This window comes from Paraflavitalea pollutisoli (assembly GCF_029360705.1).
Taxonomy (GTDB): Bacteria; Bacteroidota; Bacteroidia; order Chitinophagales; family Chitinophagaceae; genus Paraflavitalea; species Paraflavitalea pollutisoli.
In genome coordinates this window covers 982,027-996,561 of the sequence record NZ_JARKMX010000001.1, presented here as the reverse complement: position 1 = coordinate 996,561, position 14,535 = coordinate 982,027, and the positions used below count along the sequence as shown (strand labels likewise).

The following is a 14,535-nucleotide window of genomic DNA, read 5'->3' as shown; positions in this document are numbered from 1 at the left end:
GCGGATTACATAATTGTCAACAATACACTTAAATGTAGTACGTCAATCTTGTACAGCGTTTACCCATTTTAGCTTGTTTTAATAGCATATTGGCAAGATCGAACCAGCTTCGATTGACCGTGCACTATACCTACGGGTTATCACTTATGCAGGAACACAATAATGGCGGGAAACTGCATCAGCCAGCTACCGTGGCGGCCATTGGCCTTCAATGGACTTGTAATGGGTTACCAATTCGTCTTCACTGTCGAAGTGCAGGTCGGCCGCAATCGATGCCAGTGGTATTTTGGTGTAGCGCAGCCGGGTATCGGCCAGCCGTATCTTGTAGCGGAGTATGTATTGATCGAGCGGTACGGAATACTGTTGCCGGAAATAATCGGGAAACGCAGCGACCTCTATATTGAACTCACCTGCCAGGTGCTGCACCGACAAGCGCCAGGGTTCATAAATATGGTAGTTGATGTAGTGCAGCACATCGTGGGTGATGGCCAGCGGGTGCATGGCCTGCACATAGCTGCTTTCGAGAATATTACGTGCCGCCATGTTGAGCAGGGCCAATACGCAGAGGGTAATATTGCTGTCTGCGTAAGAACGGCGATGAGTGGCTTCGGTAAGCAGTACATTGAACAAGGCAAAGACGGACACTTTATCGCTCTGCAGGTGGATGAGTGAGGGTTGATGTTCCTGCCCGCTGTAAAGGATAAATTCCAGTTTACGGAATTGTTCCTCGGTAAAAGACAATACATGCGGATGATTGCCTGCTTCGGTCAATAACTGGCGAAACTTGATCACATGCAGCCGGCTGCCGGGCTCCGGAACGATGCAGTTGTTGGCATCTGGATGGTGCATGAACAGATCGCCGGTTTGGAAAGCAATGGTTTCATTATTCCAGGTGCGCGCTCCCTGTCCGGCCTCCACAAAGACCAGTCCGACATAATCCTTGTCAAGGTCTGCGGTACCGGGCTGGTCCGTTTCATACGTCACAATATCCAACGGTTGAAAAATAGTTCCGGCCATAGTATCCCAGGTTGTTGCCATTGATTGGTACACACTCAATGTACCATTTTTTCTACCAGGCATCCTACCGGGAAACGAAAATTCTGCACTATTTGCGGTGATTAGTGGCTTTTGTTGATTACTAGGGTAAGATAGCTTACTGCGTTTTGAGCATTCCGGGATAAACGGGACAGCCTTCGATCATTTTAAAAAATCCTCACGCAGTGGACTGAAGGCATCGATGAGCATACCAGGCTCCAGGCACACACAGCCGTGTATTACATGTGGGGGGACGTAATAGCCATCACCTTTACGGATGATCTTTTTTTCATCGCCAATGGTCATTTCAAACACGCCACTGTCCACATAAGTCACTTGTACATGGTGGTGCTCATGCAGGGAGCCAATGGCGCCTTTTTCAAATTTCGCTTTCACCAGCATGATTGAATCGTCGTACCCAAAAACCTGTCGCTGGATGCCATTGCCGAGATCTTCCCAGGGTACTTCCTGCTCAAACTGAAACTCCTTGCTTTGCGCCATAATGGTGTTGATTGAATGGATCGAAACCCAATATTGCACCAATTAACTGGTTGTGCAAAATAGAATTCCGCCTAAACTACCGGGAACAAATCAGCTTCTGCCGCTTAAACAATTGATTATCAGCCTTTCACTACTACTATGGGCTTAGGCTTTTCCTGATTGCCCGTTCTACTCCTAATGTATTGATAATGTATGTGTTTATGGGGATACAGCACAGATACAGCGTCCCTATATAGAGGTGCTGTATCCGCGCTTGTGCGTTGGTGTGTCGCCCCTGCTTACCAGGAACCTATCCAGAGCTGGCGGGAATGGACTAGCGCTCCCTGGTGCTCTTTTCTTCCGCCGGTATAGGTAGTCGATGAAACCTCCCTTCCCAGGGTCTGGTGTGGGTATTACCAGGGTGTTCTCAGGGTCATCTCAGGGTTAAGACCCAAGGAATACCCTAGGACAACCCTAGGATAACCCTAGGATGACCCTAGGATGGGAGGTGCTATAGAGGAGCTAAAGACCGCTTACAGGCATTAAAAACACGCCAGTGACTGGCCTGATTAGGGCAGAATGGCTCTTTGAAGAAGCCTTAGCCCCCAGATACGGAGTGTATTTAACCGGAAAACAGTTGGACAATGATCTGGCGATCTGGCGGGAAAAATTCATGCAGCTTGTAGGATGGCACTGGGGTATGCCTTATATTGAGTACCCGGATCATTTCCCTAAACCCACCTTGCATGACAATCATCAAGACCAGGCCCCAGCAGAGTATGTAAGCATCAATAACACCAACTGGCTGACCAATGAGCCCGAAGGCGCCTTCTGGATCGATGAGCAACCCGACCTGCTGGCCATGCTCAGCGATTCCATCCGCAATGGTTTGGTGGGATAGGAGATCACGATCGGGGGCTTGTCGATACGACTCGTAAAGGGCATATGGGGTATTACCTCGCTACTATTAAACATATCTATTACTGGAAATAATGAACACCAATAGAATACTTGTCATCCCGGAGAAAACGGATATCGAATTTGAAGAAGTGCTAGCCGTCTGGACAGCTGCCGGTGGTGCCGTGAAAAGACTGGGCAAATACTGGATCAGAGACGAGGAACTGACCGGCAGATCGATTGCCCTATATGGTAACCAGACCTTTGCGTTGGTACTGGCGCAGATCTATGATGTCGACCTCCTCTCTCCCGACGACACGTTAATTGCCCGGCTCGACCAGGAATGGACCAAAAGAAAGATCACATTAACCCAAATCGCAGAGGCTGGTAATATTTCCTTTCCGGTATTTGCCAAGCCAGTCATTCCGAAATTATTCCTGGCCGGTGTTTTCGCAGACCACGCAGCATTCGCTGCCGCCACCAATGGATTGCAGTCGACAGAAGAAGTATTGGTGTCGGAAGTAGTCGATGATATTGTTGCGGAAGCCAGGAGCTATGTGCGGGAAGGAACCATCAAGGACCTGGCATTGTATGAAGGCGAGGCCGACCTTGCTGAAGCCAGTTTATTTCTTGCGGCGTTCCTGAAAAAGAACAGCCAACAGTTACCGGCGGTGGTCGTCATCGATCTGGCCTATTGTTCAACTCGCGGCTGGTTTGTATTGGAGTTCAACGCCTGCTGGGGCGCAGGACTCAATCACTGTAAAGCATCCAATGTGATCGACTGTATTATTGAGGCAACCGTTAATAAAGAGTAGACTACATGATTGATTTAATAACATTAGATTTTTGTCTCGACCTGGAGAAGGCCATCAACGAAACATTGCGTGAACATCCTACTGAAGATACGCGCGGCTTTTGGTGCGATGGGGTTGGAAAAAATTATGACCGCAGGACGTAGAACGCGCCCTGAGCAACGAGAACGTTCGGGCGGAAAAGCTTACACATTATTATTCCTATAGTTTTTCCACGTCCCTGCGGTCATGCAATTATTTTGACACATACTTTTTCAAGGTTTTCAATTCAGCGGCTGTCGCGGGCTTCAGCTGCACCGCTGCTCCCCCACCCGGCGCCTGCTTCAATTTCAGCACCGTGCTGCTGTTCACCAGCCACCGCTCGATCCGGTACGCTTCGGGATTGTTCTTCCAATCGGCATCGGGCGCATCCCCATAGATCACCGCTACATACATTTGCCCTTTGTCGAGAAAGTCAAGCGGTGTTACCGCTGTTCTAGCGTTCTCATCCGTGATCGCTCCCAAATACCAGTCGGCTTTGCCTTTTGCTTTGCGGGCAATCGTAATATAATCTCCCGGCTCCGCTTCGATGATCTTCGTATCGTCCCAATCGACCGCCACGTCTTTGATGAACTGAAAGGCATCGGGCTTGGCCTCGTAGTTTTCCGGCAAATCTGCTGCCATCTGCACAGGGCTATAAATGGTCACGTACAGGGCCAGCTGCTTCGCCAATGTGCTGTGCATCTGCCTGTCCGGCGCATAGGAAGCATACCCTTTCATCTTAAAGATGCCGGGCGTAAAATCCATCGGCCCACCCATCATACGGGTAAACGGCAGAATGGTCTCATGCTCGGGCGGACTGCCTATACTGAATGCATTGTATTCATTGCCCCGGCCTGCCTCGCTGGCCATCCAGTTGGGCCAGGTACGGTGCTGCCCGGTAGGGCGCATCGGCTCGTGTACATCGATGGACACCTGGTGATCGGCTGCCTTGCGGGCTACCCGCTCGTAATGGTATACCATCCACTGTCCATCGTGGTGCTCGCCACGTGGGATGATCTTGCCTACATAACCGGTCTTTACCGAAGGAAATCCAAACAGGTTCATGAACCGGTAGGCCGTATCCAGTTGACGCTCGTAGTCCGTTGCCGAACCGGAGGTTTCATTGTGCATGATCATAGACACCCCTTTGGAAGCCGCGTAACGGGTAATTTCGCGCACATCGTAATCCGGATAAGGGGTTGTGAAGGAGAACACGTTTTCTTTCCAGTTACCAAACCAATCTTCCCAACCGGTATTCCATCCTTCTACCAGTACCGCATCGATACCATGGGTGGCCGCAAAGTCTATGTACTTCTTGACGTTGGCCGTATTGGCGCCATGCGTGTTATTGGGGATCAGCTTCCCTTTTGCATCCGTGCTATCGGGGTAATTGCAGTAATTCCAGGTGGCTTTCCCTGTCTGCATCTCCCACCACACACCGACAAACTTCATCGGTTTGATCCAGGATGTATTCGTAAAAGCTGGGGGCTCGTTTAAATTGAGGATCATTTTGGAAGCCAGTACCTCGGTTGCTTTGTTGCTCACGATCACGGTACGCCAGGGCGTATGAGAAGGAGCATGGAGGTAGGCCTTATTCCCGGTTGCATCAGGTACCAGGCTGGAAGAAAGCGTGAGATTGGCTCTGTCTACATGCAGCTGCATGGCGGGATAGTTACTCAATGCTGCCTCGTGAATATTGATGTACACCCCTTCCTTGCTTTTGAGCATCAAAGGCGTTTGCACCGCATATTGATCGGGCACGGTCCTGACGGCAATATCCGTAGACGTTCTCACCATGGCAGCATTATCGATCCCAGTTAGATTGGATGTTGTATAAATATACTCATTTGTATCGTAATCTCCCGGAATCCAGAAACTCTTATGATCGCCTGTCAGTCTGAATTGTGTTAATTCATTGGCTACCACGAAATATTTGAGGTTGGGCTGCCGCGGAAACTCGTACCGGAAGCCTACGCCGTCTTCAAAAACCCGGAAAACGATGTTGAGCAGTCGGCTTGGCGCTTTCCGCTGCCGGAGGGCTACCGTTAGTTCCTCGTGCCGGTCGCGAATCGTTTTCACCTCACCCCATACCGGCTGCCAGCTTTCGTCGACCGACCGGCGGCTGGTATTGACCAGCTCAAAGTCTTTGTAAAAAGTACTGTCATCCGTCAATGAAAAACCCATACGCGAAGGTGCAATAATGGGTTGCTGGTCATAGTGTACGGCATAAACGGGCGTTCCGGCTGCATCGATCGTAACCGTCAGTTTTACCTTATTGACCGTCACGTTTATCGGCTGAGTGGTCTGCGCACCGGCCCGGGGAATGAGCCCGGCGATGAGCAGCCAACAAGTGATCGTCTTGAAGCGTTTCATGTATTAGTATTGCTGTTTAATAGCTTATTCGATGGCGGCCGCAGCAGGTGCATCGCCAAGCATGGCGCGGCGGTACCGTTCCGTTTCCGTGCTCCAGGAGTAGGTGAGCCGGTCGGTCCGCAGGGGTTTGCCGGTGATGGGCTCGGGAGCGGTAAACTGCTTCACGATTTTACCATCGCGGCGGATGGCCACCTGCACGGCGCCCGCTTGTAGCGGAATACGGGTAACGGCCATTCCAGCCGGCACCTGCCTCGCGGTCTTGTTGATCGTCAGTTGAGCGGGCTGCTGCAGGATCGTGACCACTTCGATGGAGTCTTCCGCAGCCCGCGTCAGCGCATCTTCCTGAAAGCTCTCCAGTGGGATATTATAGGGTCTTGGCTTCACATCATGCCGGTACTTCTTGAAAAAGGCAATGGCCAGGTCCTGCCCTGCGAAGGGCGAAGCGGCTTTCTTCCAGGCACTTTTGTAATGCTGCAGCAAAAGGGCAAAACCATCATTGTGGTTGATCTCGGGAGCCAGGTGATGCCCTTCCGGATAATCATTCCAGGTGATGATGTTGATAATGGGTACATCCTGGCGGATGGAGAACTCGAGCATCTGCCGGAAGGTCCAGGAAAGGCCGGTGGTGATGTATTTACGTTCCACTTTCCCGATCCCTGCGGCTACGGCATCTTTGGCATAATGATACATATCCCAGGTGCCGCGCTTCAATAGTTTGGAGGTGTAAAAGTCATTGAAAGCAGAGCCCATGAAAGTACGGTTGCGCTGTTTGCAGGCCGCTGCCACCATCTCTCCCGGATAGTCTTTGAGGAAAGAGACCGTCCACATCCACACCGCCGGGAAATAATCGAGGTATTGGTCAAGCTTTTGCGCACCGGGCTTTTCGTTGATGGACAACATACAGGCAAATCGCTCGCCGGTAGCTGCTTCCAACCGCTTATAGGCGCGAGCCATATAATAAGCATCGGGCAAGCCTTGTTTATCGGCCGGTATATCGGCCAGCTGCTCTCCGTACCACATATACAAAATGAGTCGGCCATCGGGCGTACGCAGCCAGTGCGGATTGTTTCTTCCCACCGCTTCGAAAATGCCGTTGAGTCGTTGGGACAACTCCGCCAGCTTAGCGGCTTCCGTCGACCCGCCGGGATGTGAGATACACAAAGTAAGTTTGAAATTGAGTTGTTGCTGATCGGCCACGCGGAAATACGCCTTGATGATCTCGTCCCATTCGGGCAGGCCCAGTACATAATAAAACTGAAATCCATCGATGCCGCTCGCAATAGCCGTCCGCATTTCAAATGCCACCGCCTGATCGAGCGTTTTGTCCTGCAGCAAAGAGTCTGACATCGCTTTCACCTGGGTTAGTCCGCCAAGGGATGCCGTGATATTGCCGGTGGGTGCATAATACTCCGGATCGCAACTGTCTTCAAACTTGTGCCCCTTGTACCGGATGATGTTGGTCATGCAATGTGCAATGACCAGTTTCTTATCGGTGATGGGCAAACTGAGTTCGGGCAGGTTCTTCAGGTCATCCTGGGCCACCAGGTGGATGGAGGTGATCACCAGCATGCACCCAATGAATAGCCTCCGTAAATAGTGTTGTTGCTTCCTCATATGGCTGGGTAAATAAATGGGTAACCCATCAATCACTCCGGACCGTATCCATTACCTGAATACGGACGCCGGAGTGATCGTTGGTTGGTGGTATTAGTAGCCGGGATTTTGCTGACCGGCCATCTTGGGATTGGAGTTCAACTCTGTGATGGGAATGGGCCAGGAGTAAGACTTGTCGGTCCATTTGAAAGCAGCGCCATTCAGGGCCCGGGCCGTTACATAGAAGCTCGCTTCCGATGCACCGATGTGCCAACGGCACACATCAAACCACCACTGTGCTTCGTTGAAGAATTCGGCCCAGCGCTCATAATACAGGGGATTGTTGCCCAACACCGGATCACCTGCTTTCTTGGCCATGGTCTCTGCCGTCAGGCTACCATAGTCAACTGCAGACGCTGTGTTGACGGGCAGGCCATAGGCGCGTCTTTTCACCTTGTTCAGGTATTCCAGCGCGGTAGTTGGCTCGGCCGAATTGGCACAGGCTTCTGCGTACAGCAGGTATACATCGGCCAGGCGCAGGATATAAATATTGGCTGCATCGGCCGGACCGGTATTATCCATGTGGTTGAAGATGGGCGCAAACTTGCGGAAGCTCCAGCCATATTGCTGGCTGAGGTTGGCATCGCCCATGATATAGGAAGGGCGCGATACCGGCGACCAGTTGATACCATCCCGCTTTACGGAATCGAGCCAGGGCTGCAGGGTATTTACATACAGGCGTGGATCGGCTGTTTTGTTGGTACGCACGGCCAGCGCTTTCGCTTTGTAGGCCGGGTCCATGATCTGTTTGGGATTGGTAGGGCTGGGATCTTTGCTGCTGTTGAAAGCAGGGTTGTTGACCAGCGTATAGGTGCCTTCACCATACCCAAAACGCAATACGTTTTTATCGTGCAGGCCAATATTACCGCCATAGCCGAGTGGCAGTGAGGCACCCTCTGTACCATCGGTACCCAACGCGTAGGGCGGGAAGATGAGGCCGTTGATGGAAGTCGCATTGGCTGCTCCGCTGTACACGCCGTAGCCACCTTTGGAATCCTGGTCGATGTTGAGCTCGAACAGGGACTCTTCGTTGAATTCATTGGCACTGATGCCAACAAACGCATCTCGGTACTTGGCATAGGGCATCAGGCTCTTACCACTGTTGTCTATCACGTCTTTCAACGCCACCTTGGCCTTGGGCCAGTCTTTCCAGAACACATACGATTTGCCGAGCAATGCCTTGGCCGACCATTCGGTAGCACGGCCGACATCATTGCCTGTCCAGGTTTTGCCTTTCAGTAAGGTGGCTGCCTGTTGCAGATCGCTTTCGATGAGCCCCCATACGGCGTTGATATGCGCACGTGGTTGCTGGGTTGATTGGAAGTTGGCCGGCAGCCCGCTGAACAGAGGTACACCCAGTGTATCGGTAGCGCCTGGGTTTACTTTATAGTCTTGTCCGTAGAGATTTTCCAATTGGAAATAGTACCAGGCCCGCAGGAAGTAAGCCTGACCGCGGACATAATTGATACGATCTTTATCGGCGGCCTTGGCGTTGTTCTTCTCAAAGAAGTCAGCGCCTGCCAATGCTACATTCGCATTTTTTACCCCTGCATACAAGGCCTGCCATACGCCGCTCACAAAACCATTGTTGGGTTGCATATTGCTCACATCGATGAAGCCGAGCCAATCGGGATCCGAATGCGCGGAGCTGCCCGCATGGGTAGCGTTGGCCATCATCTTGGTCAGGTAATTGAAACCAAACAAATGCTGATCGCGCAGGTTGGAATAACACGGTGCCAGTACGCTCTCAAGGTCGGCAAGGCTGGCGGGATAGTTACCGGTTGAATACTGATCTTTAGGACCAACCAGTTCAGGGTCTTTCTTGCAGCCGGCCAGGATGAGGGTGGCGGCTGTTGCTATAGTGAATATCTTCTTGTACATGTTGTTAAGTTTTGGGATCATTAAAAGGTGAGGTCAAAGCCGAGTGAGAAGATCCTGTTTTGCGGATACTGTGGTACGGCATCTACGCCACGGGTAGTAACACCCACCGTAGTGCCCACAAAACCGGCAGCCGATTGAATGGAATAGCTGCTCGCGATCTCCGGGTCTTTGCCCGAATATTTAGTGATCACAAAGACGTTGTTGGCCATGCCGAATACACGGGCGCTTTGAATGCCGATCTTGCGGAGGGCATCATTGGTAAACGTATAACCAATCTGCAGGTTCTTCAACTTGAGGTAGCTGCCATTCTCTACAAAATAGCTGTTGACAGAATTGTAATTGCCATTGGGATCGAGCGTACCGTCGGGAGCCGTAATACGCGGCTGATCGGTAAGGCCATTGGCGCCGAAGAAGGATGCATTGATGATCTTCGTGGTCGTATTGCCATCGGAGAATCGGAATTGCTCATAAGCTTTTACACCGTTGAAAAGGTCAACACCGGCTACGCCGTTGAACAGCAAAGCCACATCGATGCCCTTCCAGCCGAGACGCGCATTGATGCCATATACCAGTTTGGGGTTGGGGTTACCGATCACCTGACGGTCTTCGGCATTGATATCGCCGTTCTTGTCGAGGTCCTCGAATTGGAGATCACCGGCATGGGCTGCTTTGCCGTTTACTTTTTGTCCGGCCGCTTCCTGGTCGTTCTTAAAGATGCCCAGCACCTTGTATCCATAGAAGGAACCGAAGGGCAGATTGGCCTTGGTGATCGTCAGTGGTGAAGTACCCATCAGGTTATAACCGCTCTGGTCGAGGTTATTGAAGTAGTTGCGACCATCGTACAGCGCGTCGTTCTTGATGCCGTTGAGGTCGAGCACTTTGTTTCTGTTGAAACCGGCACTCACACTGACATCGTAACTGAAATCACCTTTCTTGTCTTTGTAGCCGATCAACAGGTCAACCCCTTTACTGCTCACTTCTCCGATATTCACAAAATAAGGAGAGATGTAACCGGAGCTATTGGGCAGCGGCAGGGCATAGAGCATGTCTTTGGTGCGCTTGTTGTACCACTCCGCGGTCAAATATAGTTTGCCTTCCAGCAGTTCGGCATCGAGGCCTACGTTGGTTTCATACACCGTTTCCCAGTGCAGGTCTGGATTGGGAATGGCATTGATGGAGTTGGCAATTACGAGGGGAGCACCGGGCGCAAAGTTCTGTCCACCATTGGCAATACCACTGGTACCCTGAAACTGGGCGTAGGATGCCAGGTAATAATAAGGAGGAATATTGCTGTTGCCCAATGTTCCGTAACTACCGCGCAGTTTGAGTACATTGACCGCAGGCAGGGCCGCTTTAAAGAATTGCTCGTCGCTAACATTCCAGCCCGCAGACACGGCACCGAAGGTACCACGCTGCCTATTGGGGCCAAATACTGTGAAATTCGCATCTTCCCGCAGTGAGCCAGAGATATAATATTTACCGTCGTAGTTATAGTTGATCCGCCCAAAGAAGGATTTCACCAAACCATTGGGATCGTTCTTACCAAAAGTGCTGATGGCCGAGTTGGAGGTTTGCACAAAGGAGAAACCGGGCAGGCCTACCGCACTCATCGTGGTACTTAGGTTGTTCCATTTGGAAACGATCTGTTCGAAACCGGCAATGGCATTGATGTTATGATTGCCAAACGACTGATCGTAGGTCAGCAGGTAGTTGGTCAGCAACTGGCTGCTACGAATACTCATCTTGGTGAGTGAATTGTTGGTGGGGGTACCGGGACCAAAGTTGGGATTGTCCTGGAAGTAATCCTGCGACTCATCGTAATAGTTGTATCCGATATTGGTTCTGAAAGTAACGTGGAAAGGCAGTTTTACCTCTGCATAGACGTTAGCCTGTATATTGTTCTTGAAGTTCTGGATTTCGGCCGAGTTCACCACACCCAGCGGGTTGGGACCGCCGAAATTGATGCCATATCCCGGAGGCACGGAACCGATGCGACCATCCTTTTCGTAGAGCGGGATGATGGGCAGCGAACGGAAAGGTGCAATCTTGAGTTGCGACTCTACCTGACCCAGGGGCTGCGTTTTGCGCCTGGATACCGCCAACTGCTCGCCGATCTTCAGGTACTTGCCCAGTTTGTAATCAGTATTGATGCGGGCTCCGCCGATGTTGGAAGAGTTCCTGATATAGATACCGTCCTGCTTGTTGTAGAAACCAGAGAACAGGTAATTCATGGCCGGCGAAGAACCGGATACAGACAGGTTGTAGTTCTGCTCCGATCCATCGCGGTACAGGATGTCGGTCCAGTCATTATCTGCCAGGGTATCTGTTTGGGTGGCATTGGCAAAATAATTGGGATGCAGTACATTCTCCATCTTGATATAATCTGCCTTGTTGAGGAGTGTCACGACCTTGGGTTTGGTAACACCAAAGCGTGCATTGAAATTGATGGTAGGTTTAGCGCCACTTCCCTTTTTAGTAGTGATCACGATGACACCACCTGCAGCAGCCGATCCATAGATCGCGGTTGCACTGGCATCTTTCAGGATATCGATGGTGGCAATGTCCTGTACGTTGATGTTATCGGCCGGCACCCGTATCCCATCCACGATGTACAGCGGACCGGGCTGGTGCAACGATGACAGGCCACGAATAATGATGGTGGGTTGCGCATCGGGCTGTCCGGTATTCTTGATGACCTCTACGCCTGCCGCCCTACCCTGTAGCGCTTCGGTAACATTGGTCACGGGCAGGTTCTTGATCTGCGTGCCGGATACGGACGAAACCGATCCGGTCAGGTCTTTACGCCGTTGGGTACCATATCCCACGACTACGACGGCATCGATGGACCGGGGAGAAGGTTCGAGCGAAAGATCCACAACCGCTTTGTTGCTGATGGTAACTTCCGCGGAAAGATAGCCCACATAAGAGACGACCAGCGTGCTGGCCGATGCCGTTACCGTGATACGGAATCCACCGGAGGCATCGGTGCTGACGCCTTTCTTCGATCCTTTCACGGCAACGGAGGCACCGGATAGGGCGTTGCCTTTCTCATCGGTAATGGTTCCTGTAATGATTTTGTCCTGGGCCTGGACCACCTGGAGGGTCATCAGGCATAGCAAGCAACCCAATAGTTGCTTAAGCAATCGTTTTTTTTGCATGGCAGTAGTTTAATAGTTTGGGATGAAAAAGTGTGTGAGGCAAGAGCTGGTGCAGCATTGCTGACCACGGGTTGAGGCGGGCTGCATACCTGGCAGTAGGCGGGCAACCAACTATGTAACATTGGATCATATACAAGCGCATTATTAGATGAAATCGTTAGGTAACCGGCCAAAGTGAGGGGAGCTTTGGCCCTTCGGGATACCAAAGAAAGAGTTGTGTGCAAGGGGCGCCAACTTATATTGGGAAAGTATAAGAAATACTGGTCCTACAGGGAACTTTCGGATATCTTATGATATGGCCTACAAATAGTTACGATCTTATTAAACATTTTACTATATAATGAATTTGAGCGCGTTTTCAGCCTTATATCAGGTCGCATTCGAGGGGCGGGCGGCCATTTCTGGGCCTGTTGGCATGGGCTGTCGCCACCGTTGGGAGGCACCAACAAGGACCTGGTGCCCGCGTCGCTGCCAGCCCTTTTGGGGACCCACTGAACCGGACAGTCGAAGCGATTCGCAGGCAGTGGACAGGTGTCGATAGAAATTTTAAATGCTTCGGATCTCCATGATGCGGTGCTCAAAATCTTCGTTGGGAACGATGGATTTGTTCTTGATCCGCGTTTTGTAGGTGTTGATGGTGTTGACGGAATACTCGAGGATGCGGGCAATCTTTTCGCTGTCGTGGATACCCATGCGGATGAGGGCAAAGATGCGCAGGTCGGTATTGAGTAGCTCGTTTTCCTTCAATTGGATCTGGTCTTCGGGCGAAAACATCGTATTAAACTCCTCGATAAAGTGTGGGAAGAGTTTTAGAAAGATGCGATCGAAGTTGCCGAGCAGCTCTTCTTTTTCCTTCTTGATGTTGATGGTATTGGCCAACAGCCGTATTTCTTCCAGCTTGCGATCGGCTACCTTGGTTTCCAGGTTGCGCTTGAACTTCTCCATTTTGGCATAGAACTCCGAGTTACCATTAAAGAAATAGCCAATGTATTCATCTTTAAACTTGTTGGCCTCGGTAAGTTTATGGTTGATCTCCTGCTGTTTGATATTGGCCTCGGTAATGATCTGCTGGGCGATCTTCAGTTTGCGTAGCTGGCGGAAGATGACTACGATGAGTGCCACCAATGCCATCAGCAACAAGGTGACGATGGCGGCATAGGTGATCAGGGTACGCTTCTCACTTTCTACCCGGTTCACCTTTTCTGCTTCGATCAGGGGCAGGATGGCGCTCACCTGTATCTTCCGTTGGCGGGCGCCATAAGAAAACGCATCATTCAGTGCCTTTTCGATATAGGTAGAGGCGCTTTGCAGGTCACCCTGCCGGAACAGCAGCGATGCCAGGTTGAATATGGCGGCCGTTTCTTTGGTGGAAGACCGGATATCGGCGATGGCTGCCTGGATGAGCAACTGGATAGCCGTGTCGGTTTCGCCACTCCTTATATAGTTATCGCTTAACGTAGAGGCCGTGAGGGCCAACTCATGGTCGGTCAGCGTCGTATCGCGCATGAGGGTCTGGAAATACCTGTCCGCATCTTCGCGGTTACCGATACGAATATTGCGGAGGCCACTGTAATAGTTATAATTGAAGGAGGATGGCGGAAACAGGCGCAGGGCCGAATCGAGAAAGGCAGTACCGAGCACATTGTAGCCTGGCGTATGATACTGATCATTGTCATAATCGGCCAGGTCATAGTAATACCTGGCCATGAAACAATAATACTCGGCTTTGAGGCTATCGGGAAACCGGTCGACCCGTACCTGCTGCAGGGTATCGTACGACTCCCGGAACATGCCGGAAGAGAGCAGGATAAAACTCAGCTTCATACGTGCCACATCCGACCGCAGCGGATCGTTGAGGGAGGTAGCTGTTGCCTGCAGTTTACGGGCATAATTATAGGCTGAATCGTAGTTGAAGATCTTGTACTCTTCGTACAGCTGCTGGTATAGTGAAAATCGGGCCGTCAGGTCACCTGCCGGCAGCCGGTCGGTCAGTTGCTTCAGCTGCTGAATGGATTGAATTTTGGCCTGGTCGTAGCGGGCGGCGGTTTCTATAACATCGTTCAGTGCGGTCAGCAGGCTATCGGTCTTCTTTTGCCCAAAGGCAGCACCGTGCACGATAAGCAGTACAATACAAGCGATCCTAAACTTCATATAGGCCAAAAAGGTTACTGGTAAACTTCGGGTATTTTTCTGAAAGAATACCGTTTTGGCCAAAATATAGATGG

Annotated in this window: 9 protein-coding genes; 2 read left to right on the top strand and 7 right to left on the bottom strand. The window is 51.2% G+C overall.

What is annotated here, in order from left to right:
• Positions 1–186: 186 nt before the first annotated feature.
• Both P2W70_RS04195 and P2W70_RS04190 read right to left on the bottom strand, forming a co-directional pair.
• Positions 187–1,017: a helix-turn-helix domain-containing protein gene (locus P2W70_RS04195; RefSeq protein WP_276480168.1), complete on the bottom strand. Its 831-nt coding sequence runs from the start codon at positions 1,015–1,017 to the stop codon at positions 187–189.
• A gap of 180 nt (positions 1,018–1,197) precedes the next feature.
• Entirely contained in the window at positions 1,198–1,536 is a 339-nt protein-coding gene (locus tag P2W70_RS04190) for a cupin domain-containing protein (protein WP_276480167.1), read from the bottom strand.
• A 616-nt stretch (positions 1,537–2,152) separates the two neighbouring features.
• On the opposite strand from P2W70_RS04190, the gene P2W70_RS04185 reads away from it, so the two are divergent.
• Together P2W70_RS04185 and P2W70_RS04180 are read left to right on the top strand one after the other, a co-directional pair.
• A complete protein-coding gene (locus P2W70_RS04185; RefSeq protein ID WP_276480166.1) occupies positions 2,153–2,416 on the top strand; it encodes a hypothetical protein in 264 nt (87 codons plus the stop codon).
• Positions 2,417–2,507: 91 nt separating this feature from the next.
• Positions 2,508–3,227 carry an ATP-grasp domain-containing protein gene (locus P2W70_RS04180; RefSeq protein ID WP_276480165.1) on the top strand — a complete coding sequence of 240 codons (720 nt, stop codon included), beginning with the start codon at positions 2,508–2,510 and terminating at the stop codon, positions 3,225–3,227.
• A 231-nt stretch (positions 3,228–3,458) separates the two neighbouring features.
• Here the strand turns inward: P2W70_RS04180 and P2W70_RS04175 are convergent, their stop codons facing one another.
• From P2W70_RS04175 to P2W70_RS04155, 5 genes are all read right to left on the bottom strand, one after another.
• Positions 3,459–5,618 (bottom strand): glycoside hydrolase family 97 protein, encoded by a 2,160-nt coding sequence (locus tag P2W70_RS04175; protein WP_276480164.1) that lies wholly within the window; start codon positions 5,616–5,618, stop codon positions 3,459–3,461.
• 24 nt (positions 5,619–5,642) lie between these two features.
• Positions 5,643–7,232 (bottom strand): endo-1,3-alpha-glucanase family glycosylhydrolase, encoded by a 1,590-nt coding sequence (locus P2W70_RS04170; RefSeq protein WP_276480163.1) that lies wholly within the window; start codon positions 7,230–7,232, stop codon positions 5,643–5,645.
• A gap of 93 nt (positions 7,233–7,325) precedes the next feature.
• Positions 7,326–9,152 (bottom strand): RagB/SusD family nutrient uptake outer membrane protein, encoded by a 1,827-nt coding sequence (locus P2W70_RS04165; protein ID WP_276480162.1) that lies wholly within the window; start codon positions 9,150–9,152, stop codon positions 7,326–7,328.
• A 20-nt stretch (positions 9,153–9,172) separates the two neighbouring features.
• Positions 9,173–12,310 (bottom strand): SusC/RagA family TonB-linked outer membrane protein, encoded by a 3,138-nt coding sequence (locus tag P2W70_RS04160; protein WP_276480161.1) that lies wholly within the window; start codon positions 12,308–12,310, stop codon positions 9,173–9,175.
• Positions 12,311–12,856: 546 nt separating this feature from the next.
• The gene (locus P2W70_RS04155) at positions 12,857–14,461 is read right to left on the bottom strand and encodes a DUF6377 domain-containing protein (protein WP_276480160.1); all 1,605 of its coding nucleotides are present in this window, start codon (positions 14,459–14,461) and stop codon (positions 12,857–12,859) included.
• Between the last annotated feature and the right edge of the window lie 74 nt (positions 14,462–14,535).